General features: G+C 45.7%; 26 protein-coding genes and 1 tRNA gene. 11 read left to right on the forward strand and 16 right to left on the reverse strand.

The window, feature by feature from the left end:
- Positions 1-52: 52 nt before the first annotated feature.
- Positions 53-1,291 (reverse strand): cytochrome P450, encoded by a 1,239-nt coding sequence (locus tag KNO95_RS12095; RefSeq protein WP_026826818.1) that lies wholly within the window; start codon positions 1,289-1,291, stop codon positions 53-55.
- 87 nt (positions 1,292-1,378) lie between these two features.
- On the opposite strand from KNO95_RS12095, the gene KNO95_RS12100 reads away from it, so the two are divergent.
- On the forward strand, positions 1,379-1,744 hold the full coding sequence (locus KNO95_RS12100) for a potassium channel family protein (protein WP_015880779.1): 366 nt from the start codon (positions 1,379-1,381) through the stop codon (positions 1,742-1,744).
- A gap of 17 nt (positions 1,745-1,761) precedes the next feature.
- On the opposite strand, the gene KNO95_RS12105 is transcribed toward KNO95_RS12100, so the two are convergent.
- Both KNO95_RS12105 and yidD read right to left on the reverse strand, forming a co-directional pair.
- A complete protein-coding gene (locus KNO95_RS12105; protein WP_251129403.1) occupies positions 1,762-3,051 on the reverse strand; it encodes an alanine/glycine:cation symporter family protein in 1,290 nt (429 codons plus the stop codon).
- Positions 3,052-3,243: 192 nt separating this feature from the next.
- Positions 3,244-3,513 carry a membrane protein insertion efficiency factor YidD gene (gene yidD, locus KNO95_RS12110; protein ID WP_015880777.1) on the reverse strand — a complete coding sequence of 90 codons (270 nt, stop codon included), beginning with the start codon at positions 3,511-3,513 and terminating at the stop codon, positions 3,244-3,246.
- A 192-nt stretch (positions 3,514-3,705) separates the two neighbouring features.
- Between yidD and KNO95_RS12115 the strand changes: the two genes are divergently transcribed.
- The 4 genes from KNO95_RS12115 (at position 3,706) to KNO95_RS12130 (ending at position 7,079) form a co-directional block, all read left to right on the forward strand.
- Complete coding sequence (locus KNO95_RS12115) at positions 3,706-4,494, forward strand: pyrroline-5-carboxylate reductase family protein (protein WP_034771239.1); 789 nt, start codon at positions 3,706-3,708, stop codon at positions 4,492-4,494.
- A 145-nt stretch (positions 4,495-4,639) separates the two neighbouring features.
- Positions 4,640-4,876, forward strand: a complete 237-nt coding sequence (locus KNO95_RS12120; RefSeq protein ID WP_034771241.1) for a FeoA family protein — start codon at positions 4,640-4,642, stop codon at positions 4,874-4,876.
- Positions 4,873-6,849, forward strand: coding sequence for a ferrous iron transport protein B (gene feoB / locus KNO95_RS12125; protein ID WP_026826822.1), 1,977 nt, complete (start codon positions 4,873-4,875; stop codon positions 6,847-6,849). Before KNO95_RS12120 ends, feoB begins: the two co-directional genes overlap by 4 nt.
- 11 nt (positions 6,850-6,860) lie before the next feature.
- On the forward strand, positions 6,861-7,079 hold the full coding sequence (locus tag KNO95_RS12130; RefSeq protein ID WP_026826823.1) for a FeoB-associated Cys-rich membrane protein: 219 nt from the start codon (positions 6,861-6,863) through the stop codon (positions 7,077-7,079).
- 23 nt (positions 7,080-7,102) lie between these two features.
- Here the strand turns inward: KNO95_RS12130 and KNO95_RS12135 are convergent, their stop codons facing one another.
- The 6 genes from KNO95_RS12135 to KNO95_RS12160 all read right to left on the reverse strand — a co-directional run bounded on the left by KNO95_RS12135 (position 7,103) and on the right by KNO95_RS12160 (position 9,962).
- Positions 7,103-7,798, reverse strand: coding sequence for a DUF554 domain-containing protein (locus KNO95_RS12135; RefSeq protein WP_026826824.1), 696 nt, complete (start codon positions 7,796-7,798; stop codon positions 7,103-7,105).
- Between the two features lie 147 nt (positions 7,799-7,945).
- Positions 7,946-8,018 (reverse strand) — tRNA-Val (locus tag KNO95_RS12140).
- 85 nt (positions 8,019-8,103) lie between these two features.
- Positions 8,104-8,661: a GNAT family N-acetyltransferase gene (locus KNO95_RS12145; RefSeq protein WP_084483617.1), complete on the reverse strand. Its 558-nt coding sequence runs from the start codon at positions 8,659-8,661 to the stop codon at positions 8,104-8,106.
- Between the two features lie 71 nt (positions 8,662-8,732).
- A complete protein-coding gene (locus KNO95_RS12150) occupies positions 8,733-9,047 on the reverse strand; it encodes a DMT family transporter (RefSeq protein WP_026826826.1) in 315 nt (104 codons plus the stop codon).
- Positions 9,044-9,388, reverse strand: coding sequence for a DMT family transporter (locus tag KNO95_RS12155; RefSeq protein WP_026826827.1), 345 nt, complete (start codon positions 9,386-9,388; stop codon positions 9,044-9,046). The genes KNO95_RS12150 and KNO95_RS12155 overlap by 4 nt, the downstream gene beginning before the upstream one ends.
- Positions 9,381-9,962, reverse strand: coding sequence for a TetR/AcrR family transcriptional regulator (locus KNO95_RS12160; RefSeq protein WP_214701061.1), 582 nt, complete (start codon positions 9,960-9,962; stop codon positions 9,381-9,383). Before KNO95_RS12160 ends, KNO95_RS12155 begins: the two co-directional genes overlap by 8 nt.
- A gap of 115 nt (positions 9,963-10,077) precedes the next feature.
- Here KNO95_RS12160 and KNO95_RS12165 point away from each other — a divergent pair, with 115 nt between their 5' ends.
- The gene (locus tag KNO95_RS12165) at positions 10,078-10,860 is read left to right on the forward strand and encodes an alpha/beta hydrolase (protein ID WP_026826829.1); all 783 of its coding nucleotides are present in this window, start codon (positions 10,078-10,080) and stop codon (positions 10,858-10,860) included.
- A gap of 38 nt (positions 10,861-10,898) precedes the next feature.
- Here the strand turns inward: KNO95_RS12165 and KNO95_RS12170 are convergent, their stop codons facing one another.
- The gene (locus tag KNO95_RS12170) at positions 10,899-12,137 is read right to left on the reverse strand and encodes an aminopeptidase (protein WP_200868287.1); all 1,239 of its coding nucleotides are present in this window, start codon (positions 12,135-12,137) and stop codon (positions 10,899-10,901) included.
- 113 nt (positions 12,138-12,250) lie between these two features.
- Here KNO95_RS12170 and KNO95_RS12175 point away from each other — a divergent pair, with 113 nt between their 5' ends.
- The 3 genes from KNO95_RS12175 to KNO95_RS12185 all read left to right on the forward strand — a co-directional run bounded on the left by KNO95_RS12175 (position 12,251) and on the right by KNO95_RS12185 (position 16,321).
- Positions 12,251-12,658 (forward strand): YkvA family protein, encoded by a 408-nt coding sequence (locus KNO95_RS12175; RefSeq protein ID WP_026826831.1) that lies wholly within the window; start codon positions 12,251-12,253, stop codon positions 12,656-12,658.
- Between the two features lie 75 nt (positions 12,659-12,733).
- Entirely contained in the window at positions 12,734-13,600 is an 867-nt protein-coding gene (locus KNO95_RS12180) for a YitT family protein (RefSeq protein ID WP_026826832.1), read from the forward strand.
- Between the two features lie 105 nt (positions 13,601-13,705).
- Entirely contained in the window at positions 13,706-16,321 is a 2,616-nt protein-coding gene (locus KNO95_RS12185) for a putative bifunctional diguanylate cyclase/phosphodiesterase (protein WP_353048132.1), read from the forward strand.
- Positions 16,322-16,347: 26 nt separating this feature from the next.
- Here the strand turns inward: KNO95_RS12185 and KNO95_RS12190 are convergent, their stop codons facing one another.
- On the reverse strand, positions 16,348-18,417 hold the full coding sequence (locus tag KNO95_RS12190; protein ID WP_026826834.1) for an alpha-amylase family protein: 2,070 nt from the start codon (positions 18,415-18,417) through the stop codon (positions 16,348-16,350).
- A 158-nt stretch (positions 18,418-18,575) separates the two neighbouring features.
- On the opposite strand from KNO95_RS12190, the gene KNO95_RS12195 reads away from it, so the two are divergent.
- Positions 18,576-19,199: a hypothetical protein gene (locus tag KNO95_RS12195; protein ID WP_026826835.1), complete on the forward strand. Its 624-nt coding sequence runs from the start codon at positions 18,576-18,578 to the stop codon at positions 19,197-19,199.
- A 45-nt stretch (positions 19,200-19,244) separates the two neighbouring features.
- Here KNO95_RS12195 and KNO95_RS12200 read toward each other — a convergent pair whose 3' ends face one another.
- Together KNO95_RS12200 and KNO95_RS12205 are read right to left on the reverse strand one after the other, a co-directional pair.
- A complete protein-coding gene (locus KNO95_RS12200) occupies positions 19,245-21,287 on the reverse strand; it encodes a heavy metal translocating P-type ATPase (protein ID WP_026826836.1) in 2,043 nt (680 codons plus the stop codon).
- A gap of 111 nt (positions 21,288-21,398) precedes the next feature.
- Positions 21,399-21,761 carry an ArsR/SmtB family transcription factor gene (locus KNO95_RS12205; RefSeq protein ID WP_026826837.1) on the reverse strand — a complete coding sequence of 121 codons (363 nt, stop codon included), beginning with the start codon at positions 21,759-21,761 and terminating at the stop codon, positions 21,399-21,401.
- A 151-nt stretch (positions 21,762-21,912) separates the two neighbouring features.
- On the opposite strand from KNO95_RS12205, the gene yhfH reads away from it, so the two are divergent.
- Positions 21,913-22,071, forward strand: coding sequence for a protein YhfH (gene yhfH, locus KNO95_RS12210; RefSeq protein WP_074032998.1), 159 nt, complete (start codon positions 21,913-21,915; stop codon positions 22,069-22,071).
- Between the two features lie 34 nt (positions 22,072-22,105).
- Here the strand turns inward: yhfH and KNO95_RS12215 are convergent, their stop codons facing one another.
- The 3 genes from KNO95_RS12215 to KNO95_RS12225 all read right to left on the reverse strand — a co-directional run bounded on the left by KNO95_RS12215 (position 22,106) and on the right by KNO95_RS12225 (position 24,118).
- Positions 22,106-22,447: a fluoride efflux transporter FluC gene (locus KNO95_RS12215; protein WP_026826838.1), complete on the reverse strand. Its 342-nt coding sequence runs from the start codon at positions 22,445-22,447 to the stop codon at positions 22,106-22,108.
- Positions 22,444-22,836: a fluoride efflux transporter CrcB gene (crcB, locus tag KNO95_RS12220; RefSeq protein WP_026826839.1), complete on the reverse strand. Its 393-nt coding sequence runs from the start codon at positions 22,834-22,836 to the stop codon at positions 22,444-22,446. The genes KNO95_RS12215 and crcB overlap by 4 nt, the downstream gene beginning before the upstream one ends.
- A 79-nt stretch (positions 22,837-22,915) precedes the next feature.
- Positions 22,916-24,118 carry an ornithine--oxo-acid transaminase gene (locus tag KNO95_RS12225; RefSeq protein ID WP_026826840.1) on the reverse strand — a complete coding sequence of 401 codons (1,203 nt, stop codon included), beginning with the start codon at positions 24,116-24,118 and terminating at the stop codon, positions 22,916-22,918.
- Positions 24,119-24,231 lie beyond the last annotated feature (113 nt).

Raw genomic sequence — 24,231 nt, forward strand, 5'->3', positions numbered from 1 at the left:
CCTATACGACAAAACCCGCCTGCTCGATGATCAAGAGCAGGCGGGTTCTTAATTAGATTCGTTTCACATCGGCCAATCGCAGTTTACTTTTCGGAAGACTCGGCATATCCACAAAGCTATAACTCAAGTCTTGAGGAGGAACCGTGTAGGAAAACTCCTCTGTAAACAGTTCGATGACTTGTTCTAGTACTGCAATCGTTACATGTTCTCCAGCACAACGATGTCCAAAGTCCACATCTCCCCCACCTTGTGGGATAAAGTTGAACGGACTCTCTTTCCAGCCCTTAAAGCGAGAGGGATCAAACCGATCAGGCTCTGTCCAAATGGATGAGTCATGGTTCGTTCCATACAAGTCTAATAGCGTGAGCGTGCCTTCGGAAAACGTATATCCGTTCCATTCAAAGTCCGATTTGACACGAGCTGCCGCTACAGGGAAGAATGGATAGAACCGTCTCACTTCTTGGACGAACTCGGTTTTTGTAAGCATACCTTGCCTCACTTGTTCCGTCTCGTTCGGGAACTGATGTAATGCCAGGACAGTAAAGAGAATATAGACAGAGATTGCGACAGTCGGGCGTAGAATATTTAACACTTCAACAGCCACGACTTCTTCAGGCAACAATTCGCCTGACTCGTCTCGATGCCATGAAAACTCATAAAGTGCCGTCTGTTCGTTCGGCAGTAATCGGTTCGTCCGTACTTCTTTTACCATTTGACGAATCCAAGATTCAGCCGAAGCCCTCGCTTTGCGCCCTTGCAAATAGGTTGGCCCAAGGGACGTGCCGGATTCGAATAATAATCTCATCTCGTCTGTTCGTCTTACTACTTCTTCTGGCGCAAGCGGAACCCCAGCCCACTCACATACTGCCTTCATCAACACCTGTTGAGACACATCATATAAGACGACTTCCTCTTCGTTTTGTTCGATTTGTTTCCACTCGCGATGCGTCAATCGGAGCAATCGATCAATATTCTCTTTCGTCATCAGTGACATGAACATGTGTTTTCGATGCGTATGCGCCGCTCCATCTAATGTTTGGACACCATCTTCCCCAAATAACGTTTTAAGGAGACGTTTCGGCGCCGCGTCTTGACGCATAAATTTGTTGGCATCATAAAACACCTCTGCAGCCTCTTCACCCCCAACACAAATCACACGTTCCCCGAGTAAACGAGTCTCAAAGATGTCTGATTGAAAACTTTTGCGTCGATTGGCGACGAACAAATACCCCTCTCGTAAAAAATCGACACTGTGGTCGATTCCTTCTTGTTTCGGTATGACTTTCCCCATTCAACTCACCCTTTCTCTTTTTTCGAACTATAGAGGATGTTCCCGTGTTGTTAGCGAACAAACCTAATATCGAAAGGAGCGAGTGACATGTTACCATTCTTACTGACACTACGACGAATCGTTCGCGGAATTTGGCGCGGGCTTCGCGATCCTGAGTTTCAGGTCCTGTTCAGTCTCGCCTTCCTCACAGTCCTATCTGGTACACTTTTTTACACCCGATTCGAGGCGATGCGTTGGTTGGATGCACTTTACTTCAGTGTCATCACCCTGACAACCATCGGATATGGTGATTTCGCACCTCAGACCGACATCGGAAAAATATTCACAATCGGATATGTATTAACCGGGGTCGGTATTATGGTCGGCTTTATCACAAAAGTGTTTGACCATTTACAAAAAGCACGACTCGATGAATTGGAAGCAAAACAAAAGACGCCACCCTCTGATTCGTGAGGATGGCGTCTATATGTTTAGGATACTTTTCGATTTTCAATCTCAAGCTGTTGATTAAATCGCTTCGTCTCGGCGATGACGACGCCCGACAAGAACAAGAGACCAATTAAGTTCGGGATGGCCATCAAGCCGTTAAAGACGTCGGATAACGCCCATACCAAGTTCAAGTTGGTCGTCATCGCACCGAGTCCGGCGACGAGGACGAAAGCAATCCGATATGGAAGAATCGACTTTTGCCCAAACAAGTAGTGGATGGAACGTTCTCCGTAATACGACCAACCGAGCACGGTCGAATAGGCGAATAAGACGAGTCCGATCGTGACAATGTAGCCACCCGCCGGACCGAGGAACAATTCAAATGTAGCGGAAGTCAATTCGACCCCTTCAAGTCCTGTCCCGATTTGCCCACCCATGACGAGCGTCAAACCGGTCACCGAACAGACAACAAGCGTGTCTAAGAAGACTTGCGTCATTGAGACGAGCGCCTGACGACCCGGCATATCCGTCTTCGCCGCAGCCGCTGCGATCGGAGCAGAACCAAGACCCGCTTCGTTCGAGAAGACACCACGCGCGACACCATATCGAATGGCCGCCCCGATAGCTCCCCCACCGATTGCTTCCGCACTGAACGTACTGCTAAAAATGAGTGCGAGCGCATCCGGAATAAGCGAGTAGTTCATGAACATGATCAATAAGCCGCTGCCTAAGTAAAATACAATCATGACAGGAACAAAATAACTCACAACTTTCCCGATTGAACGTACGCCCCCGAGAATGACCGCACCTGTAAAAATCATAATGAGAATTCCTGATATGTAGAGTGGTACATCGAATGTTGTTTTTAGTGCCAACGCAACCGAGTTCGTCTGGACCCCGTTTCCAATCCCGAACGCCGCAATCGAAGCGAATGCTGCAAACGCCACCGCTAACCAACGTTGATTCAATCCTCGTTCAAGATAATACATCGGCCCACCGGCCATCTGACCGCGTTCATCGGTCACCCTGTATTTGACGGCAAGTACTGCTTCTGCGTACTTTGTCGCCATTCCAAAGAATCCAGATACCCACATCCAAACAATGGCGCCCGGTCCTCCTAACACGACTGCTGTCGAGACACCAACGATATTCCCCGTACCGACGGTCGCCGCAAGAGCGGTCATGAGTGCTTGGAAGTGACTGATATCCCCTTTAGAAGATTGATCTTGATTTTTCGAAAACGCCAGTTTCAATGCATACGGTAACTTAGTGATTTGAATCCCACCTAAACGCACCGTCAAGTATATGCCTGTCCCCACAAGCAAGATCAAGAGCGGTGGTCCTCATACGAAATTGGATGCTGTACTCACCCAATCACTAAATGATTGCTCCATCATACTGTATCCCCTTCCCCGAAAAATAGTGTACACTTCTATTTTTTCAGAATACTTAGAACAATGCAAAAGTATTGTGATAAAACAACGGATAAACAACATCCCTGTATATATAACAGCGAGACGAACTTAATCGTCTCGCTGTGATTCTGGTTTCTCTCGTTGCAAAGGTGCTTTCCAATCAAATGTATCCGGTACATAATCAAGCCCACCCGGATGAAACGGTTGACATCGGATGAGTCGGCGTGCTGTTAAGTAGCTCCCTTTGACAGCCCCATGTTTTTCAATCGCTTCAATTCCGTAATGCGAACAGCTCGGATAAAATCGACATGTCGGTGGCTTCAACGGTGAGATAAAACGCTGGTATCCTTGAATTCCTTTAACTAGTACACGTTTCACGTGATTTCGCCTCACTCTTTTGAATTAGTGCCATCATAGCGCGATTTGAATCGTTTGTCATGTTCATCGCTTCATGTGTCAGATTGTTTTCCATCTCCTTACAAATGAGCGAGATAGGCGATATTCGAGAGCAAGTTTGTTATGATAGTCAACATAACTATTGACCGAATCGAAAAGAAGAGGTGACGAATCATGAATCAATTATTAATGGTCGGTGCAGGATCGATGAGTGAGGCGCTCGTTCGCGGGTGGATCGAATCGGGAGTCGAACCGACACACATCACAATGACAAACCGAAGTGACCGGGAACGTTTGCACTTCCTACAAGATGAACTCGGTGTTCAAATCGTCGAGGACGAAAACGTCAACGACTATGACATCGTTGTATTAGCGATGCAACCAGATGGCGTCATTCCGTACGTAGAATCGAAAGAATGGAAGACCCCACTACTCGTCTCGGTCGCGGCACACATCGAACCGAGCCAATTAGAAGAAGCTTCAGGGCTTCCTGCCGTATGCGCGATGCCAAACACACCTGTCGCGTATCGCAGCGGGATGACGGGACTATGGTTTGGTCCAGAAACGGATGATACCGACCGCGATCAAGCGACTTCTCTCTTTGAACGTGTCGGTCGAACGGCCGTCACCGATGCGAAGACGATGTCCGCCTTTATGGCCGCTGCAGGTTGTAGTCCAGCCTTCTTCTATGAAATCGTCGGTGCGATGACCCCTGTCTTGACGGATGTCGGATACGATGAACAGACGGCGCGACAAATTGTCGCTCAGGCGATGAAAGGTTCTGCAGAGTTACTGTCACACGAAACACGTGAGACAAATGAATTGATTGCCGACGTGGCTGCCCCAGGCGGACCGACCGATCGAGGTGTCGGTGTACTTCGCAAACGTGACCTTGCCGACGTCATGTCGTCAGCTTTGCGTGAGAGCGCCAAAGAAAATCATGAAACGATTGAAGAAGCGTAAACGATACTCGTTTACGCTTTTTTATGTTCATTCGATCTTATTATTTATAAAATATAACTTTTTACATGAACAATATTTCACTTTCACCTTGAACATGATAAGATAACGAATGAGAATCGTTATCAAAAGATAGGGAAGGTTACTTATGAGTCTATTACGACATGTCGCGTTGAATCAAACCGTCATTCTATCTGATTTGACTAAAATTGATGATCGCTTGCGCCGGCGAATGATTTCTCTTGGTTTTTATGAGGGATGCTCGGTACGTGTGAAGCGCAGAGCTATTTTTTCAGGACCGCTAACCATTGAACAAGTCGATCATCAACAAATTATCGCCATCCGAAGATCAGATGCCGAAAAAATCGGGGTGATTGTACCATGAGTCAACGTATCGCATTGATTGGCAATCCAAATACAGGTAAAACTTCATTGTTTAATCGATTAACAGGTTCATTCGCACATGTCGGCAACTGGGCCGGGGTTACAATCGAACAAAAAATCGGTCAGTTACATGGGAAGGTCGGACAATTAATCGATTTGCCCGGGGTTTATGATTTAGATCCGCTCTCGGCAGATGAAGCGATTGTTTCCCGTTTTTTATTGCATGAACCGTTTGACGGGATGATCAATATTGTCGATGCCTCACAATTAGAACGCAACTTACAACTTACTTTGCAACTTCTAGAGATGGGACGTCCGCTTCAAATCGGTTTAAACATGGTCGACGTCGCAGAAAGCCGTGGGATGCATGTCCATCTCGATAAATTAAAAACACTTCTTCAAGTAGATGTGTTTCCGATTACGGCACGAACAGGTGATGGTTGTGACGTCTTACTCTCATCGATTCAAATGGAAAAACGTCAACCGTTCGAATTAAACTATGGGCCAGAGACCGAAGAAGCGATTGCACGCATCCTTCGAGAGGTAGGTCTATCGAGAACGGATCGATGGATTGCAATTCAATATTTAGCAGGTAACCGGATTGTCGTTGACCATTTGGAAGCATCATCTCCAGACATTGTCGCCATCCGTAAAGATCTCGAAGCGACACTCGGACGTTTTGCACATGCCCATATCACCGAACGTCGTCGCGATTGGGCGAAACAAATCCGACATCAAGTCATTGAAAATCAACGTATGCAAGAAGTGACGATGACGGATCGTATCGATGCGGTTGTGACACATCCTATCTTAGGTCTGCCCATCTTTTTCGGGGTACTCTATGCGCTATTCCATGTGACGTTTAATTGGATTGGCGCACCCTTTTCCGATTTATTAGACGGATTGTTGTCTGGCCCCATCACATCAGGAACCTTTTGGATATTGGATGCTTTAGGTGCCTCGTCATTCATTCAAGCACTTCTCGTAGACGGTGTCATCGCAGGTGTCGGAGGGATATTAGTCTTTGTCCCACAAATCTTTGTCCTCTTTTTCTTCATCTCATTTTTAGAGGACTCGGGATATATGGCGCGGGTCGCCATCGTGATGGACCGTTTCATGCAACTCGTCGGACTGAACGGAAAAAGTTTTATCCCGATGATTATCGGATTTGGCTGCAACGTTCCTGGAATCATGGCAGCTCGAACGGTCGAAGAGGAGAGAGAACGCCTCGTCACAATCTTCATCTCACCATTCATGTCATGTTCGGCCCGGCTTCCGATTTACGCTGTGTTTGCAGCTAGTTTCTTCTCAGCTCATCAAGCTCTCGTTGTGTTATCGCTTTATATGCTAGGCATTTTCCTCGCCTTGATTGCTGCAAAACTATTTACGAAAGCATTAGCTGCCGAAGATCAGACGAGCTTATTCATCGTAGAGCAACCCCCATACCGCGTCCCCCAAGGACTCACTCTATGGCGCAGCACTTGGCAAAAAGCCAAAGGATTCGTTCGCAAAGCCGGTACTTTTATTTTTGGAGGCTCTGTATTTATCTGGCTCCTTGCGTATTCAGGCCCGGGCGGTTTTGATGTGCCCATGAACGATAGTTTTCTAGCTATGATTGGTGGGGCAATCGCCACTTTGCTCATTCCTCTCGGATTCGGTACTTGGCAAGCCGGCGCGTCGCTCATTACCGGCTTCTTAGCAAAGGAAGTAGTCGTTTCCACTATGGCGATTATCTATGCCGTTAGCGAATCTGATTTATCTGAGTCGTTATTGCCAGTCTTCACGCCACTCAGCGCGTATAGTTTCATGGCCTTCGTCTTGCTATACGTACCTTGTTTAGCGACGGTCGCTGTCATACGTCGTGAAGTCGGGAGTGCCAAACTCACATGGTTCACCAGTTTATATGGCTTAGGGGTTGCCTATGTGGTATCGCTTGTCATTTATCAAGTCGGTCGTCTGTTCGGATTTGCGTAAGGAGGAACACCATGCCATTCTTTGACTTACTTATCGGATCTGTTGTCTTTGGATATGCCGCCTTCTCCCTTTACCGCTACACGCAGAAAGCAAAGGGTGGAAAATGTGCAACATGTGAGATTGAGCCTACATGTACAACGGCATGTGATGCTGCAGATTGGGATAAAATCATTGCGGAGGCTCTTCAGAAAGACCCTTCCGCTTTCAATTCAAATACAAAAAAAGACTGAATTCCGATTCAGTCTTTTTTTGATTACAGTATATGTATGACGGAGACAATCATCGCGACCACCAAAATTCCTGGCAATAAGTTGGCCACGCGAATTTTAGTGATACCTACCAAGTTCAAGCCGATTGCCACAATCATCACGCCACCGGTCGCTGTCATTTCTAAAATAAAGCTATCCATGAGCGACTCTGGAATAAACTTCATGATTTGAATAGCGAGAAGGGCAATTCCGCCTTGGTACAACAAGACAGGAACAGCTGAGAACATGACGCCAATCCCGAGCGTCGAACTTAACACGAGGGCCGTAAATCCATCAATCAATCCTTTTGTATATAAGACGTCATGATCACCGCGTAACCCACTATCGAGCGCGCCAATGATGGCCATTGCTCCGATAACAAAGATGAGCGTTGCAGTTACGAATCCTTCTGCCACACTAGATTGACTCCCAAGGCGCCGCTCAAGGCGATAACCGACTTCATTCAATAATTCATCTAATTTCCACCATTCCCCGAGCGCAGACCCGACGACAAGACTCCCGATGACAATCAAGAAGTTTTCACTTTTCATCCCCATTTGAATGCCAAGTAAGATAACTGCAAGTCCGATCGCGGTCGTCACTGTTTCTTTCATACGCTCTGGAATGCGGTGAAATAAGAGACCTAACAATGCACCGATGATGATTAATCCGGCATTGACGAGGGTTCCCGTTAGCACCATTTTACATTCCCCCTCTCTTATGTATTGAAAGGAATATACCAATTGCTTTCGTTCATTGTCAATTCACAAAAAAAGCCACTTCTCGCAAGAAGTGGCATCGCGGAAACCCACGTTCCTATGGGTTTCGCATCGGGTTTGGCACCCAAGTGATTCTGACTGGGCTCGAACCAGCGACCTCTACCCTGTCAAGGTAGCGCTCTCCCAGCTGAGCTACAGAATCAGGTCGTGTCCTCTCTTAAGGACACTATTAATATATCAAGAAACTATTGAGTTGGCAACTACTTTTTTATATTTTTTATATTTTTTTATCGCGACATGTGCTGACGGTTGATGTGTCGGCAAAGACGTTCCAAGTCACCAGCATAGACAGATACGAGCATGTCCTTGTACAACGTGTCTCGATCCCAGTGAAGACCATTCGCTTTGGCGACACGCTGAGATGGAACGTTTTCTGGATGAATGAGCGAAATGATTTCCTTTTCTCCTTCGGTGAAAGCATACTGCATCAAACGCGCAGCCGCTTCTCGTCCGTACCCCATATGCCAATGCTTAGGTGACAGCCAATAGCCGACTTCTAATTCGATTTTGCCATCTAATTCATGTAATAACGTACCGGCATGACCAATCGGTTCATCGTTTTCAAACGTCATGAGCTTCAATAGACCTGTTTGTCGACCAGTTTCATAACGGGCCAGTTGACGTTCGAACCATTCAATCGTCTGTTCATCTGTATACGGTCTTCCGTCCGGACTGATGAAGCGCATCACCCGAGGATCTTGGAGAAGCGATTTGACAAAATAAAAATCGGAGATCGTATACGGTTCAAACCGCAAACGTTCGGATTGCAACTCAACAAGATGCATCGTTTTCCGCCCCTTTCTTTCATCTCATAATCTGAACTATTCAATTCCCGTTTTCAGCTTGTTTTAATCCATTACGCTACAACTTTTAAGCCGACCACACTGCCGATAATCATCGTCAAATAAAAGATTCGCCAACGACTTGTCGATTCATCTAAATAGAGCATTCCTAAAATGACACCACCCGCTGCCCCGATACCGACCCAGATGGAATAGGCCAAACTAAGGGGAATGACTTCAAGTGACTTCGACAACAAATAAAAACTGAGCGCAAACGATAAAATCGACAAGATTGACCATTTTAAAATTTGATAGCCTTTTGATTTCCCCATAAAGAAGACGGCCGTCATCTCAGCAATCCCTGCACTAATCAAAAATATCCAACTCATACTTCTTCTCCTCCTGTCACTTGTTTCAAGCCGATGATTCCGATGATCAACGTCGTCACAAGTAAGAGTTTCCATCCACTAAGCGCCTCGTCAAATAAAAGGGCGCCGACAATAACCGTTCCGACTGCTCCAATTCCAGTAAAGACGGCATAGCCCGTACCTGCAGGAAGAACTCGAAATGCTTTCGCCAATAAGCCGAAACTGACAATCAAGAGGGCAATCGTCCATAGCGTCGGAGTGAGAACTGTGAATCCTTCTGATAACTTCATCGTCGTAGCCCAAATGATTTCAAGCAATCCGGCAAACAAGAGTGACATCCAAGCAACGCTTTCCTTATTCATTCCAACCCACTCCTTTCTTGAAAATCCGGAACGCGGCTTGTTGCCTCATCTCCCGATCATCTTCAAACATAAATAAAGACAGCAAGGCGCCATCTAAAAAACAATAGTAGGCAGCATATAACTCTTCAAGCGGTTGGACCGGTAAATCCCCACGCTCCATCGCTAGACGGAATTGTTCTTTTTCAAAACGTTTTAATTCCGTTTCAACCTTTCCAATGACTTTCTCGATATAATCCCGAAATTCCGGAGGTGGTACGAGCAACATCCGTTTCGTCAACATCCATGTCTCGTGATCGCTGAAGAATGACGTGAGTGTACTAACAATCGAGTCAATCCGTTCTAAAGGTGGTCGTTCAACGGTGTTATCGCATGTTTTTTGCCACGCCTCTTCGTACCGATTCGCCATATCCGTCACGACTTGCTTAAACAGTTGCTCTTTCCCATCGATGTGGGCATACAACGAGGCCTTTCGGATTCCTACATCTTCTGCAACCGCTGCGAGCGACAGTCCTTCATATCCCTCACGGGCAAACCGTCTCCGAGCGGATTGCATAATCTTGTCTTTTGTATTCATGACTTTCACTCTCCTTCCACAACACTCTACCTAACGAACGGTAGGTAGTCAAACGAGGTGATTGTTTTTTGACTCATTTTTCCCCAAAATACGAAATAGAAAGAGGTGACGAATAATGATTGAACACTTGACTGTATCGATTCCGACGGAGAGAGCGACCGGACAAAAACGGATTGTCCGTGTGTTTCGACCGGACTGGGTCGAAGCTAGCACCCCGCTTCCTGTCCTGTATATGCATGACGGACAAAATGTATTTTCCGGAAACGCGGCTACATACGGGGAAGGTTGGGAAATCGACCGATGTATCGACACGCTACGTCTCCCCCTCATGGTCGTCGCCATCGCGAGTGCCCCGAATTGGTTAGATCGCTATGATGAGTATTCATACGCTGAGGATGAGATGTTATATCGTCGTATCGGTCCAGAACTCGCGAAAACACGTCCAACACTTGGTGGTCGAGGACGTCTTTATACAGACTGGCTCATGCACGAGTTAAAACCACGAATCGATAAAGAGTACGCGACAAATCCGGAAGATATCGGTGTCATGGGGAGTTCAATGGGTGGTGTCATCTCTCTTTATATGATGGCGACCTATCCTTCCATTCGCAGAGTCGGCTCGCTCTCCACTGCAGCATGGGCAAATCTTGATCCTTTGATTCGCGAAATGAAACAAGCTAAGATCGCTTGTAAACTGTATATGGATATCGGTACAAACGAAGAGAGCGGGTCAATCACTCCAAGCGACTACCTGTTCACGAATGCGAAACTGATTGAAGCCATCGCGCAAAAAAGCATCGCCTTCCGATACGAGGTCGAGCCGGACGCAATTCACCACGAATCCGCTTGGCGCCGTCGCTTGCCTAACGTTCTTCGTTATTTATATGACATCACATGAAAAAGAGCGAATTCCGAAATTGGAATTCGCCCGTTCATTTAAATGACCCAGTTCCCGTCACGCATGATTGCTTCTCGCGTGCCGTCTTCTTGCTCACCATCAATATTCATTTCCGCCGACCCAATCATAAAGTCAACGTGTGTCATCGAATCATTCGCGCCGTTCTCTGCGAGTTCATCTTGAGACATCGAAGGACCGCCTTCTAGGCATGTCGAGTATGCACGACCTAATGCCAAGTGACACGATGCATTTTCATCGAACAACGTGTTGTAGAATAGGAGACCCGAGTTCGAGATTGGAGAATCATCAGGAACAAGTGCCACTTCACCGATGCGACGTGCTCCCTCATCCATATTTAACAATTCATCAAGGGCCGCTTGCCCTTTTTTCGCTTCCGCCTTGATGACTTTACCACCCTCAAACCAAAGAGTAAATTCGTCAATCAAGTTTCCGCTGTAGCTGAGTGGCTTCGTACTCGACACATGCCCTTCCACAGAATCTTTATCTGCGAGTGTGAACACTTCTTCTGTCGGCATGTTCGCGATAAAGTCGATGCCATCGGCGTTTGGACCGCCACCGCCAAGGAAGACGTGCTTTTTCGGAAGGCCGATTGTGAGTTCCGTCCCCGGTGCGCTGTAATGTAGTTTCGCGTATTTTTTCTCTGTCAACAACTTCGCGCGACTTCGAAGAGATTGGTCGTGTGTGTCCCATGCTGCGACGACATCTTCTTGATCCATTCGAGTTGCTGCGAAGATGGCCTGCCATAGCGCAGCGACTGCATCCTCACGTCCTGGAAATACTTTTTGTGCCCACGCTTCTGACGCACCTGCGACGATTGACCAACTAACATTGTCACTCATCACATATTGACGCCATTTCGCAAGTGCTTGACCTGCCGCACGGTTCGCGTCGGAGATTCGTGACGACTCGACACCGTTCAAGGCATCCGGGTCATCACTTACAATTGACAAGAAGGCTGTTTTTTCTTCAGCCAATTGCTCAAAACGAGCCTTTAACCAATCCGGAAACTCTTTAAACGAATCAGCCGGTGCATCAAAATAACGAATCTTTGAAGTCTCCTCATCGCTCCAGTTGACGAATACTTGTTTCGCTCCTGCCGCATAAGCAGCTTTCACCACATGGCGTACAAGTGGTGCTTGGCTAATATCAGCACGTACTTCTAATTGTTGCCCCGGTTGAATGTTCACACCTTTTTTTACCGCTAGCTCTGCATAGCGAGAAAAATCTGCCTCTGTCGGCATTGAAATCATAGACATATGTATCGTTCCTCCTTTTCGATTATCTTTATTTTCTTAAATTTCAGGAAAAGTTGCAACCAATGCGCAAAAACGGGCATATTAATAGATGAAGAATGAAGGAGGAATACACTATGGCAGATTGGAAAACAACATACACACACTTTTTAAAACAAGCAAAGGAAGACATCCACAATCGTGAATCACTCGGTGACTTGCTCGTTCAAGGTGAACGCGCACTCGCGAAAGTGACGATTGACGTGGCCTCAAATGAAATCAGCAATATCGAGCGTGAAGAAGAGCTCACCCTCTACTTCCAAATGAAACAAATGCTCAATATGTTGCGCGCGCTGTACAACAATCAATTCGAGATGCAATCAGACAAACAGGAAGAACTGATTGCGGCCATTCTTTACTTTGTCTCTCCGTTCGATGCGATTCCAGACGATGTTCCGCTCGGACTTTTTGATGATGCCCAGGTGATTGATTACGTGCATGAACAATTAGCAAGTGATATTGACCGATTCCATAACGAATTGTGACTTGAAATGATGTGGGAGTAGCAGTACGCTAGCATGAGACTTAGCTAAAGGAGGCGTAAGGCCTAGCCATTATTTATGTATGCAAAATCTCGAAAACGGGTTGCTCTCGAAACGGTACTGTTCATCATCGCCGGGACAATCCTTCAGTCTATCTTTGTCAGTTTACTGCTCAAACCGAACGAGATTGGTTCGGGAGGAATCGTCGGGATCACATTGATTTTCAACGAACTGCTCGGAACACCAATTGGAATGACCCAACTCGTGCTCAATATCCCCCTCTTCCTGTTGGGACTAAAATATTTAGGACGTCGCTTCATTTTAATGACAGGAATTGTCGTCGTGCTCTCTTCGATTCTGATTGATAGCTTGCCAATCCTTATTCCGCCAACCCCACTTGACGACCCACTCGTCGCTTCGGTGTTCAGCGGAATTGTCTCAGGTCTCGGACTCGCACTTCTCCTCTTTGCAGGAGCTTCCACGGGTGGCCTTGATATTTTAGGGAAAGTCATCTATATGAATAATCGAAATTTATCTTTACCTAAAATCTTTTTGACACAAGACCTGATTGTTTACATTCTCGTGTTTATTGTCTTTGATATAAAAGCCGTTATGTATGCTCTTGTACTAAGTTTTGTAAGATCACGAACGTTGCTCACGATTCACAAGTTCTTCTCCGCACAGAAACAATGTTTTATCATTTGCCAAAAAGCAGAAGAAATCAATTTGGTCATCAAGCAGAACTTAAAACGCGGGGTCACAATTATGGATGCAACAGGCGGATATTCAAACGACTCTAAAAAAATGTTGTATGTCGTCGTCCAAAACAATGAAATTCCACGACTACGTCAAATCGTTTCTGAAATTGATTCTGAGGCGTTTGTAACAGTGTCCGAAATCGATTCGATCGTTGGAAACTTCAAAGAACATTCATATACGCTCTAAATTCATAAAAATCGACAACAATCTATTTTTGTTGTCGATTTTTTGTGTAATTTTCAATCATCTATTCCGATAATAGATAAGAGCCCTATTTCAAAACAGGAGGAGGTGCATGAGTTGTCATTTTATTCGTTGCGCCAATACGTTCCGGCGGTTCTCATCGGAACTTTTTCTACCGGACTTTTATTATTATTTTTAACCCCGCATGACCTGCTACACATCACGTTACTTATCTATTATCTCGTCATCCTAGGAGCAGCGATTCTATTTAGTGGAGTGGCTATTTTTAAGCATAGAGGGATGCGCCGCTTTATTCATGTTCTGATTAGTGCCGGAAATGTATGTTTTGTGCTTTACTTACTGATGCACCACTATTCACCTAGCGCAAATACACAATCGTTATTGTTTTTACAGAATTTCTTTTATTTGATTATGTCTTTGATCGTCATCACTCAATCGATTGAGATTCGGACATTGAAACTACGAACGTTCGATTTATTTGCCTTGTTTAGCTTTCTCGTGATTGGTGGACTACATATTTGGTTCTACTCCACACGAGATGTCTCGCTCGTTTCTCATCTGAGTGGCTTTGAAGAACAGATGTTACTCATCAGCCTTTACATGATGCTCGGATTCCTTTACTTGAATCGAGTCGTTTCAACCGGTCAACAATTCCGGATTCTTTTACTCGTCGGAATTCTAGGTTTCACAACCGCCTCAATTACAAACGCACTATTTTTGTTTTCAGGGATTACACACGAGCTAGTTCACCTAGTTCAAATAAGCAGCATACTCATGATCTCCATCAGTTACTGGGTCGATGATCTGTCGGAAGATGCACTCGCGTATGATTCAATTTTAGATTATGTATTATACAGCGTAGTCGTGATGATGTTTTTACTCTCATCCGATCGCCTTCTTGGAACGTCTGTACTAGACTCGATGATTGCAAATGCCGTGCTTTTACTACTGATTCGCCAATTTGTCGTCTCAAAACAAAACGCACTGATCAGTTATCGTCTACATACGGTCAATACAGATTTAGAAGTCGCCGTGTCTACAAAAGCGCATGAGCTCGAGATTCGCGAGCAACAATACCGTTCGCTCTTTGCCTACCACTCAGAACCAATTTTTTTATTCGATTTACACGGAGAAGTATTGTCTGTCAATGAGGCCGGTAGCTCGATTTTAGGATTGTCGACAGATAAATTACTCGGGTCGAACATCCTCGATATCATCGAATCGAAAGATCGGCCCCCATATGTAGCCATTCTTCAAGAGTTGACGAATGGTCGACCACGAACGATTGATGTGCGGGTGATGACCGACGAAGGCGAGACACGTGTCTGGCAACTCGTCAACGTCCCGATGATTATCGATGGAGAAGTAGAAGGGATTTACGCCATCGCCAAAGATATTACGCAAATGATCGAGCAGCAAGAGCAAATTCTGTATCAAGCCAAGTTCGATAGTTTGACGGGTCTTCATAATCGTTACGCGCTACAAGAACAAATCGAGCGTTTAATCGAGGAAGGTCGCACGTTCACGCTCATGTTCTCTGACTTAGATGGCTTTAAAGAAATCAACGACCAATTCGGTCATCACATGGGAGACGAACTTCTGCAACACATCGGGAAGCGGTTACGAACCGCACTTCTTCCAAATGAGTACGCCGGACGCCTCGGAGGTGATGAATTCATTGTTGTCGCAGAACACGGTGACCACGAAATGTTGACGGAACGTTTACGGCGACTCGTCTACCGCCCCCCTTATTACATGGCCGGAACACTCGTTGAAGTACATGCTTCGATTGGAATCGTACGTTTCCCTGAACATGGGGAAAAATTGAAGCACTTACTCTCAAACGCGGATCTCGCGATGTATCGTGCGAAGGATAAAGGACGTGACGAAACCGTCATGTTTGAACCTGAGTTACGAGAAGACAAAGAAGAACGGAAAGTGTTAATGGGAGGTCTCGATACCGCACTTGAAAAAGGAGAAATTTCTCTTTTCCTTCAACCTCAAGTCGATGCCTCGACGAAAGCGGTCATCGGAGCGGAAGCACTCATGCGCTGGCAACATAACGGAACATTCATTCCGCCAAGTCAATTCATTCCGATTGCCGAAGAAACAGGACATATTCACGATTTAGGTCGGTGGATGATTCATGAGACGTTCCAGTTAATTCATGTGTTTGAACAAGGCGATATCCATTTACCGAAGCTCTCGGTCAACTTGTCAGTTCGACAGTTATTCGATGAACATTTGATTGATTACTTGAATACGCTATTCGAACGTTTCCCGATTGAACCGTCACGCCTCAATTTCGAATTGACAGAAACTGTCGCCGCCCACCACTCGGATCGTGTGCTAAATCGGATTTTAGAGTTAAAAGCGCTCGGTATCAAACTATCCATTGATGATTTCGGAACAGGTTACAGTTCACTCGCTTATCTCGTACGATATCCAATCGATGAACTGAAAATCCCTCGTGAGTTCACGATGCAACTCGAAGAGAACCGCGAATATCAAATGGTCACGACGACAATCGTCGCAATGGCACGACAACTCGGTATGGCGCTTGTTGCCGAAGGCGTCGAAACCGAGTATCAGGAAACCTTTCTTCGTAAAATCGGATGTGATTCCATGCAAGGTTACCGCTATGCAAAACCGATGCCACTTGATGAGTTTGTCATTTACTATATGAAACACACAACGCCTTGAACCCTTATTCGGTTCAAGGCGCTTTTTTATTTCATTTCATACACTTTGACCTCACCTGGCTTCAGGTCAATCCAAAGGTTCCATTGTTCATCAAACGCATACTCAGCATATGGCCATGAGTATGGTGAATAAATCATCTCCGCAAAACGACTCGCGTTCCAATTTCGGCGCCGTACTCCATCAAGAGCGACAGTTCCTTGCAATGAGTTATTCATGTTCGTATTCGCTATAACCAACAATGTATCATTCGTCTCCGGACGTAGCCAGGCAAACCCGACAAACGGTGCGAACGGCTCATCCAAATTGAGTGGCTCAAAATGGTTTGGATCCACGAGTACGTCTAACCACCGTCGACGAATTTCAGCAACTTGGTGCATGACTTCAATCATCTCATCCCGTTCTGGGTGATCCCAATGGAACTGATATGCATCAAAAAAGGCGAGTTTGCCGAAATAAGGGTCCGTCGGGAACAGTTGGTACGCTTCTTCAGGTCGACAATCTAGTCCGGTGTTCATCGGCTGTGTTTCATATAATTCTAACCCTGAGTTTGTCATCGGTACCCCATTCGGCATAAACCCATTTAACACCGACAATAATCTACTCGCTTGTCGTCCGCCTTCCCGCGTAGCAAGACGACGAGTATCCGCCGTTTCACCTGCCGCAAATACTGGAAGCGGTAAAAAGCGTGAATCGTATAGAAATTGATGTGTTTCGTGCGTTTGGAACCTAGGTTCTTTATAAAATCCATATCCGATAATCATGTTATAACCGGCATCCTTGGCAGTCCAAGCACCCGACTCAATCAACTCTTCGGCGATAAAACTAAAGTTTGAATCGATAGAACGTGGTGTTGACAAAATCTGCTGCGCTAAGTCGACAGGAAGAGCGTGCCCCATATCAATACGCGCCCCATCAATGCCAAATTCACGCTGATAATGCGGGATAATATCAGCGAGCATCTCCCAGAGGGGCTCGTTAATCTCATTTCCTCGGAATTGATTCGACTTGATTGAATCAAACAAAATATAAGGAGCAACATTCGCCTCATTGACATAAGGTGCTGCTGCAAGTGGATGATCTAAGAAGAGACGGAAATATGTCACGTCCGACCATGGTGGTTGTGGATCATTAATACAGTCAGAGAAAGCAGGCGCTGTTGTCAAACCGAACTCTCGCTCAATCGTTGCTAACACATTTTCTTCCGGGTGCTCAAGCAAAAAGCCACGGACACGTCCCCATTTCTCAGCATCAATCAAATTCGGTGCCATCGAGAATCGTCTTAAGTGTTGCCATACATCCTCCGAGTTATACACCATCGGCAAAAAGGCAAATTCCGGTTTTACGTTCTCCCCAATCCCGGGCACATAAGGAGGATGATAATAATCGACTTCCGTCAATGGAATCCAATAAAACCATTCTGGGTTTTCAAGAATGAGACGGTTATCTCGGGCACATGTACGAGGGATGACATCGATGACGACGCGAATCCCTACCATGTGACAAGCCTCCACAAATGCCGCAAATTCTTCTTCGACTGTCATTGCATCTCCAGTCAGCGTTTCTTTCAACTCTTCATCGATGGCAAAGAAATTTTGAACGGCATAAGGAGAACCAAATTCTCCTTTTTTATTCTTATGACTATGTTGAGAAATCGGTAAGAGAAACAATGTATCGATTCCCATATAAAGGAGGTGCGGAATCAACGCAAGCGTTTTGACGAAAGTGCCAGTGTCCTTCATTCCGAACGAGTTCTCCATCTCCACATAGCCCGATCCATCATGATCCCAGGTGGTCGATGTACGAACTTGCATCGAATAGACAGAGGCTCGCTTGATCCAATCACCTCCTGTTTGCAAATGTCCGTCTGCAAGCGCAATGGACGTTTGGTAATCCCGGCTTTCAATCGCATACGGAAAAATCGTTTTTTCAATCGTTTCAACCAAAAAATCATACGGATTGACACGCTCGACACCGTCGCGAACTGGTTCAGAAGGGAAACGCATGCGATTCCATAGACTTGGAACCTCATAAGTAAGATCCTGACGCTTGTCTTGTAACACCTGGTACAGCTTTTGTAACGATGAGTTCTCTGGCATATTGACTCTCCTTATGCATCTGATTGTCCTTTTTCATTTTTCATTAAAAGACACTACACTAATTGATTATACGTTTCCTCGTCTTTTCCTTTTTTCAAAGAATAATTTCTGTCGACATTTATAAAATCATGTACGATTGAGTAGAAAGGAGTGTCACGATGTCACAACGAAAGTGGATTTTATTATGGGTTAGCTTATGCATTTTATCCATCTCAATTATTGGTATTTTTATTTTTCAATTAAAAGGAACAAATGACCGTTTAGAAATCATACAAGGTGAACAACTCGACTCGTATGAAGTGATTGAAGACATCATGTATTATAACATCGAGCGGGCAAATGCCATCCGTGGTTTACTTGCATATGACGACCGACACTTTTTAGAAATGTACTATAGCATGTCCCGTCAAGCCAAAACGCTAAAACAGTCCGTCGTCGCTGACCCCAATACACCGAGTTCCGTCCTCGATTTACTTGAAAGGGATGCCATTTGGGAAACAGAAGCTGATCGTGTACTCGACATCTATGAAGATGGCGACCTAACAAAAGCTACAGCAGTCGCAGAAACAATGACCGAGCAACGACAGACTATCTTGGAAGATTTGCGTTCGTTAAAGCAAATGCAATACAAAGATATTCATCAAGAACTTCTTTCTGCAGAGAATCAGATATCTTTCTTGACCCAAATACTTTTCACCATCACTTTTTTGCTTATCGCTATAATTGCCATCCTCAGCTTCTTATTGTTCCGTATCAAACCTCAGCACGAGACAATAGAATGAAAAAAGAAGTGTCCCAGGTGATCATACCTGAGACACTTCTTTGATTTATTTCGTCATACGAAGTAACCTTGTCGCATTTGCGATGGCAAGAAGCGCTACCCCAACGTCAGCGAACACTGCTTCCCACATCGTCGCGATGCCGAACAATCCTAAAAGCAATACAAGTGCTTTTGTTCCGAAGGCAAAGAAGATGTTCTGCCAGACAACGCGTTTTGTCCGTTTGCCTAACTGAATAGCCTGAACGACATCGGTTGGAGCGTCATGCATCAAGACGACATCTGCCGCCGTTACCGCCGTATCACTTCCGACACCGCCCATGACAAGACCGACATCTGCACGAGCTAAGGCAGCCGCGTCATTCATTCCGTCTCCAACAAATGCAACTTTACGGGTAGCTGTCATCCGCTCTACCGCTTCAACTTTCTCATGTGGAAGCAATTCACCTTGCACTTCATCAAGTCCAAGTTGATCCCCGATTTTTTTTGCGACCTCACGGCGATCTCCTGACAACATAACCGTTCGATATCCTGCTTCTTTTAGTGCTTGGATTGCCTCGAACGCATCTTCTTTCACCGTATCCATCAATTCAACTCGTCCAAGCCACCGATCATTCTTCATAACATGCACACTCGTACTGACGGACGAATCATCAATGGCTCGTCCTAATCTCTTCATGTACCGTGCACTTCCGACATAAATGTGATCCTCTCCATCACAGGCATGGAGACCATATCCAGGTTCTTCTTGAATCGATTCGAAAGCTTGAACCTCTCCGACACGCTGAACGATGGCTTGCGCGAGCGGATGATTGGACGCTACTTCGACACGGGCAGCAAGATATAACAGTTCTTCCACACTGACACCGCCTGCCGTCACCACGTCTGTTACTTCAAATCGTCCAGTCGTCAACGTCCCTGTTTTATCGAAGACTACCGTATCCACTTCTGTTAACGTATCTAAATACTCGCCACCTTTCACGAGAATGCCTCGTTTGGAACCCGCTCCGATTCCACCAAAATAGCCGAGTGGAATTGAAATCACGAGTGCGCATGGACAACTAATCACGAGGAAGATGAGTGCACGATAAACCCATTCTTCCAAGTTCCCCACAAAAAACGGAGGAACAAAGGCCACGAGCGCGGCCATAACAACCACGAACGGTGTGTATACTTTCGCCAGTCGCGTGATCATCTGTTCTGTTTTCGCTTTCTTCCCATTGGCCTCTTCCACAAGCGCAATCATCTTTTGAAGACTTGATTCTGCTGCTAATTTGGTCGTTTGAACAATGAGACGCCCCTCTATATTGACCATCCCGGCCAATACTTCTTCTCCTGCATCCACTTGGCGTGGTACAGATTCTCCAGTTAGAGAGGCTGTATCCATCGAGCTCGCACCTGTTACAACGATGCCATCCATCGGTACCAATTCACCCGCACGGATGACAAGATACGATCCAACTGAAACGTCCTCTGGCAATCGTTCAACCTCTTCCTCGTTTTCTAACACACGAGCAAGGGTCGGTCTCATGTTCAATAAAGACTGAATCGATTTTCGAGATGCCCGCACCGCCCGTCCTTGCACATATTCTCCAAGTTGATAAAACAACATGACGGCAACAGCTTCTGGATATTCAGCAATCGCAAATGCCCCAATCGTCGCAATCGTCATGAGGAATTTTTCGTCAAACCACTCTCGATGCCATATATTTCGAAATGCACCGTATACCACATCATATCCGGCCAATCCATAGGCCACAATATACCCCGGAATCGAATCGGTCCAAAGAGCAAGTGAAAAGATAAAAGTAGCTGCGAGGAAGCGCCAGAGCGTAACATCACGTTTTTCAGTTTGATCGTCCTCTGCTCTTACAAATTTAGCCCCCGGTTCAATCCGCTCCATCGTCTGCTCGATCGACTGGAGCATCACGTCACGCTCTGAAGGATCTATCCATTCAATCACCATTCGACTTGTCGCGAAGTCAATTTGGCAAGATGCCACTTCTTCATGCTTCGTGACATCTCGCTCGATTTTGGCTGCACAATTTGTGCAGGTGATTCCAGACACGGGTAACACGTCTCGTTTTCCCATCATTCTCCCCCTAACATTCAAACGTTCATTTGAATATATCGTATCGTGAATCGAATTCAATGACAATAGGCAAAATGACCGACCCTGTACATATGGGATCGGTCATCGAATTTAAACGTTTTTTTGTTCTTCACTATGTGCCAATGCAATTTCAACAAGCTGTCGCACGTGCTCATCATCTAATGAATAATAAACGACTTTCCCTTCTTTACGATACTTCACCAATCCTTGTTCCAGTAACGTCCGTAAATGGTGAGATGCGGTCGCGTTTGAATGACCGATAACGGCCGCCACATCGCATACACAAAGTTCGTGTTCGAGCGTCAACACATATAGCACTTTTAGACGGGTCGGATCGGCGAACGCTTTAAACAATCGACTGACTCGTGGCGCGTCTAATTGCGCCAAGGCGGATTGTAGCGTAGGAACGTCCTCTGATTGAATTCCAATCGTTTCACACTGTGGCACTTTCATTTTTTTCACCTCGTCTTTTGATGTGTATAGTGTAGCAAAAATTCGGCAACATATCTGTTATATATTATAGTTGACTTATACACTTCTGTTATAATACAATCGTAACAACAACCAAAACTGTCAGACAATTTACCGAAGGAGGCATTTTCATATGAATGAATGGGCGAGCCGACTCGAATCATCTGTCGAGTTTTATCAAAAATTACCGGATAAGACATGCCAGGAATGCGGGAACCATATGGACGAACAGTGCGAGTCATACGAAACGACTTGTGCTTCATGTACAGAGAAGCTTCAACTCGCAGAATAAAACAACGCCCCTTCGAAATGGAAGGGGCGTTGTTTTATATTGACCATCCGATATATGCCGCTACTAATCCAAACAAATAAGTCGTGAGTAAATAGAGTCCGAATCGAATCCAATCTCTCGTTACAAACCGCATCAATTCCAGTTTTAAAGTCGAGAAAGTCGTAAACGAACCAAAAAATCCGATACCTAAAAAGAGGATGAGCGATTGTTGAGCGGTATGCGCGTACAAGTATCCGAGACCAAACGAACCTGTTACATTGACGAACAACGTCGCCCACGGAAAAGTTGAATCAGTCCACTTTTTCATGACCTGACCGATTGTGGAGCGGAGAATCGCACCGATGAAAGCGCCACTTGCAATCCAGAGAATAGTCATAAGACTTCACCTCTTGTCGACGTTTTTGTTCCGATGCGATAGCCAAACCAAGAACTCCATAAACCGAGTGTGATGCTTAGGAACACGTATGCAACAGCGAGAAGTGCATGATCATTTTCAACTAATTGAATCGTCTCTACACTAAACGTGGAAAACGTTGTAAATGACCCGATCATTCCGGTTCCGACAATCGTGACGATTTGAGGAGAATGTTTTCCCGCTTGAAGAAATCGATGCGTCAGCCATCCCAATAGAAAGCTTCCAATTAAATTGATGAACAGTGTCGCGACGGGAAACGGGCTCGTTTCGAATGAATCGACTAATAATCCAAGTCCGTACCGTGCCAAAGCTCCAACTGCACCTGCTAACCCAACGTATATGTACAGCATCTGATTCCTCCTCCACGAAAAAGACACCTGCGCTGCAGGTGTCGATTCATCTCAAACTATTATACCAAGCTGTCGCTTTTTACGAAATAGCTGCCGGAGCAAGTACGGCTTCGATTGCTTCAAATGCTTGATCCAATTCTTCTTTTGTGATGACGAGAGGTGGTGCCAACCGAATCACTGTTTCATGCGTTTCTTTACAGAGAAGACCACGTTCTTTCAGTGCCTCGCAGTAAGGACGAGCTGACTCTGTCAATTCAATGCCGATGAATAGTCCGCGTCCGCGAACGTCGCGAATCATCGGATTGTCGATCGACTTTAAACGATCCATGAAATACGTTCCCAACTCCAACGAACGCTCTGGGAGTTTTTCTTCTTCCAATACTTCAAGAGCTGCGACAGAGACAGCTGACGCGAGGGGGTTTCCACCAAATGTGGAGCCGTGTGAGCCTGGATTGAATACTGAAAGGACTTCTTTGTCAGCCGCCACACACGAGATTGGAAAGACGCCTCCTCCAAGAGCTTTTCCGAGAATATACATATCCGGTGTTACACCTTCCCACTCGATGGCAAACCATTTCCCGGAACGTCCGAGCCCCGACTGAATCTCATCTGCGACGAAGAGAACGTTATGTTGTTTACACAGCTCTGATGCACGCTTCAAATACCCTTTCGGCGGAATGATGATTCCGGCTTCACCTTGAATCGGTTCTACGATAAACGCCGCCGTATTCTCTGTGATTGCTGCCTCGAACGCCTCGATATCACCGTATGGTACGACTTTGAATCCCGGTAGTAACGGTCCGAACCCACGCTGATACTCTGCTTCTGTCGACATCGAAACAGCAGCCATCGTCCGTCCGTGGAAGTTTCCTGTACAGACGATGATTTCAGCTTGTCCCGGGATTCCCTTCACATCGTATGCCCAGCGCCGAGCCGTCTTCACGGCTGTTTCGACCGCTTCTGCTCCCGTATTCATCGGTAATACCATTTGCTTATTTGTAAGCGCTACCACTTTGTCATAAAAACGTCCCAGTTGATCGTTATAAAAGGCACGTGACGTCAACGTGATCTTATCTGCTTGATCCTTGAGCGCTTGAATGATCTTCGGATGGCAGTGACCTTGGTTAACGGCAGAGTATGCACTTAACATATCCATGTAGCGATTCCCCTCAGGATCGGTTACCCAAATCCCTTTCGCCTCCGAAATAACAATCGGTAGTGGATGATAGTTGTGTGCCCCGAACTTTTCTGTCATCTCAATCACATCATGTGTCTTTGTCATATTGCTTCCCCCTTATTCAAAACTATCTTACTCCTTCAGTATATGATGCCCCTCTTTCTTTTGACAATGACGAACTTAAGCATTCCTTGAATTGGCAAAATCAGGTACACTGA

Source organism: Exiguobacterium sp. ERU653, from assembly GCF_018617775.1.
In the GTDB taxonomy this organism is placed as follows: domain Bacteria; phylum Bacillota; class Bacilli; order Exiguobacteriales; family Exiguobacteriaceae; genus Exiguobacterium; species Exiguobacterium marinum.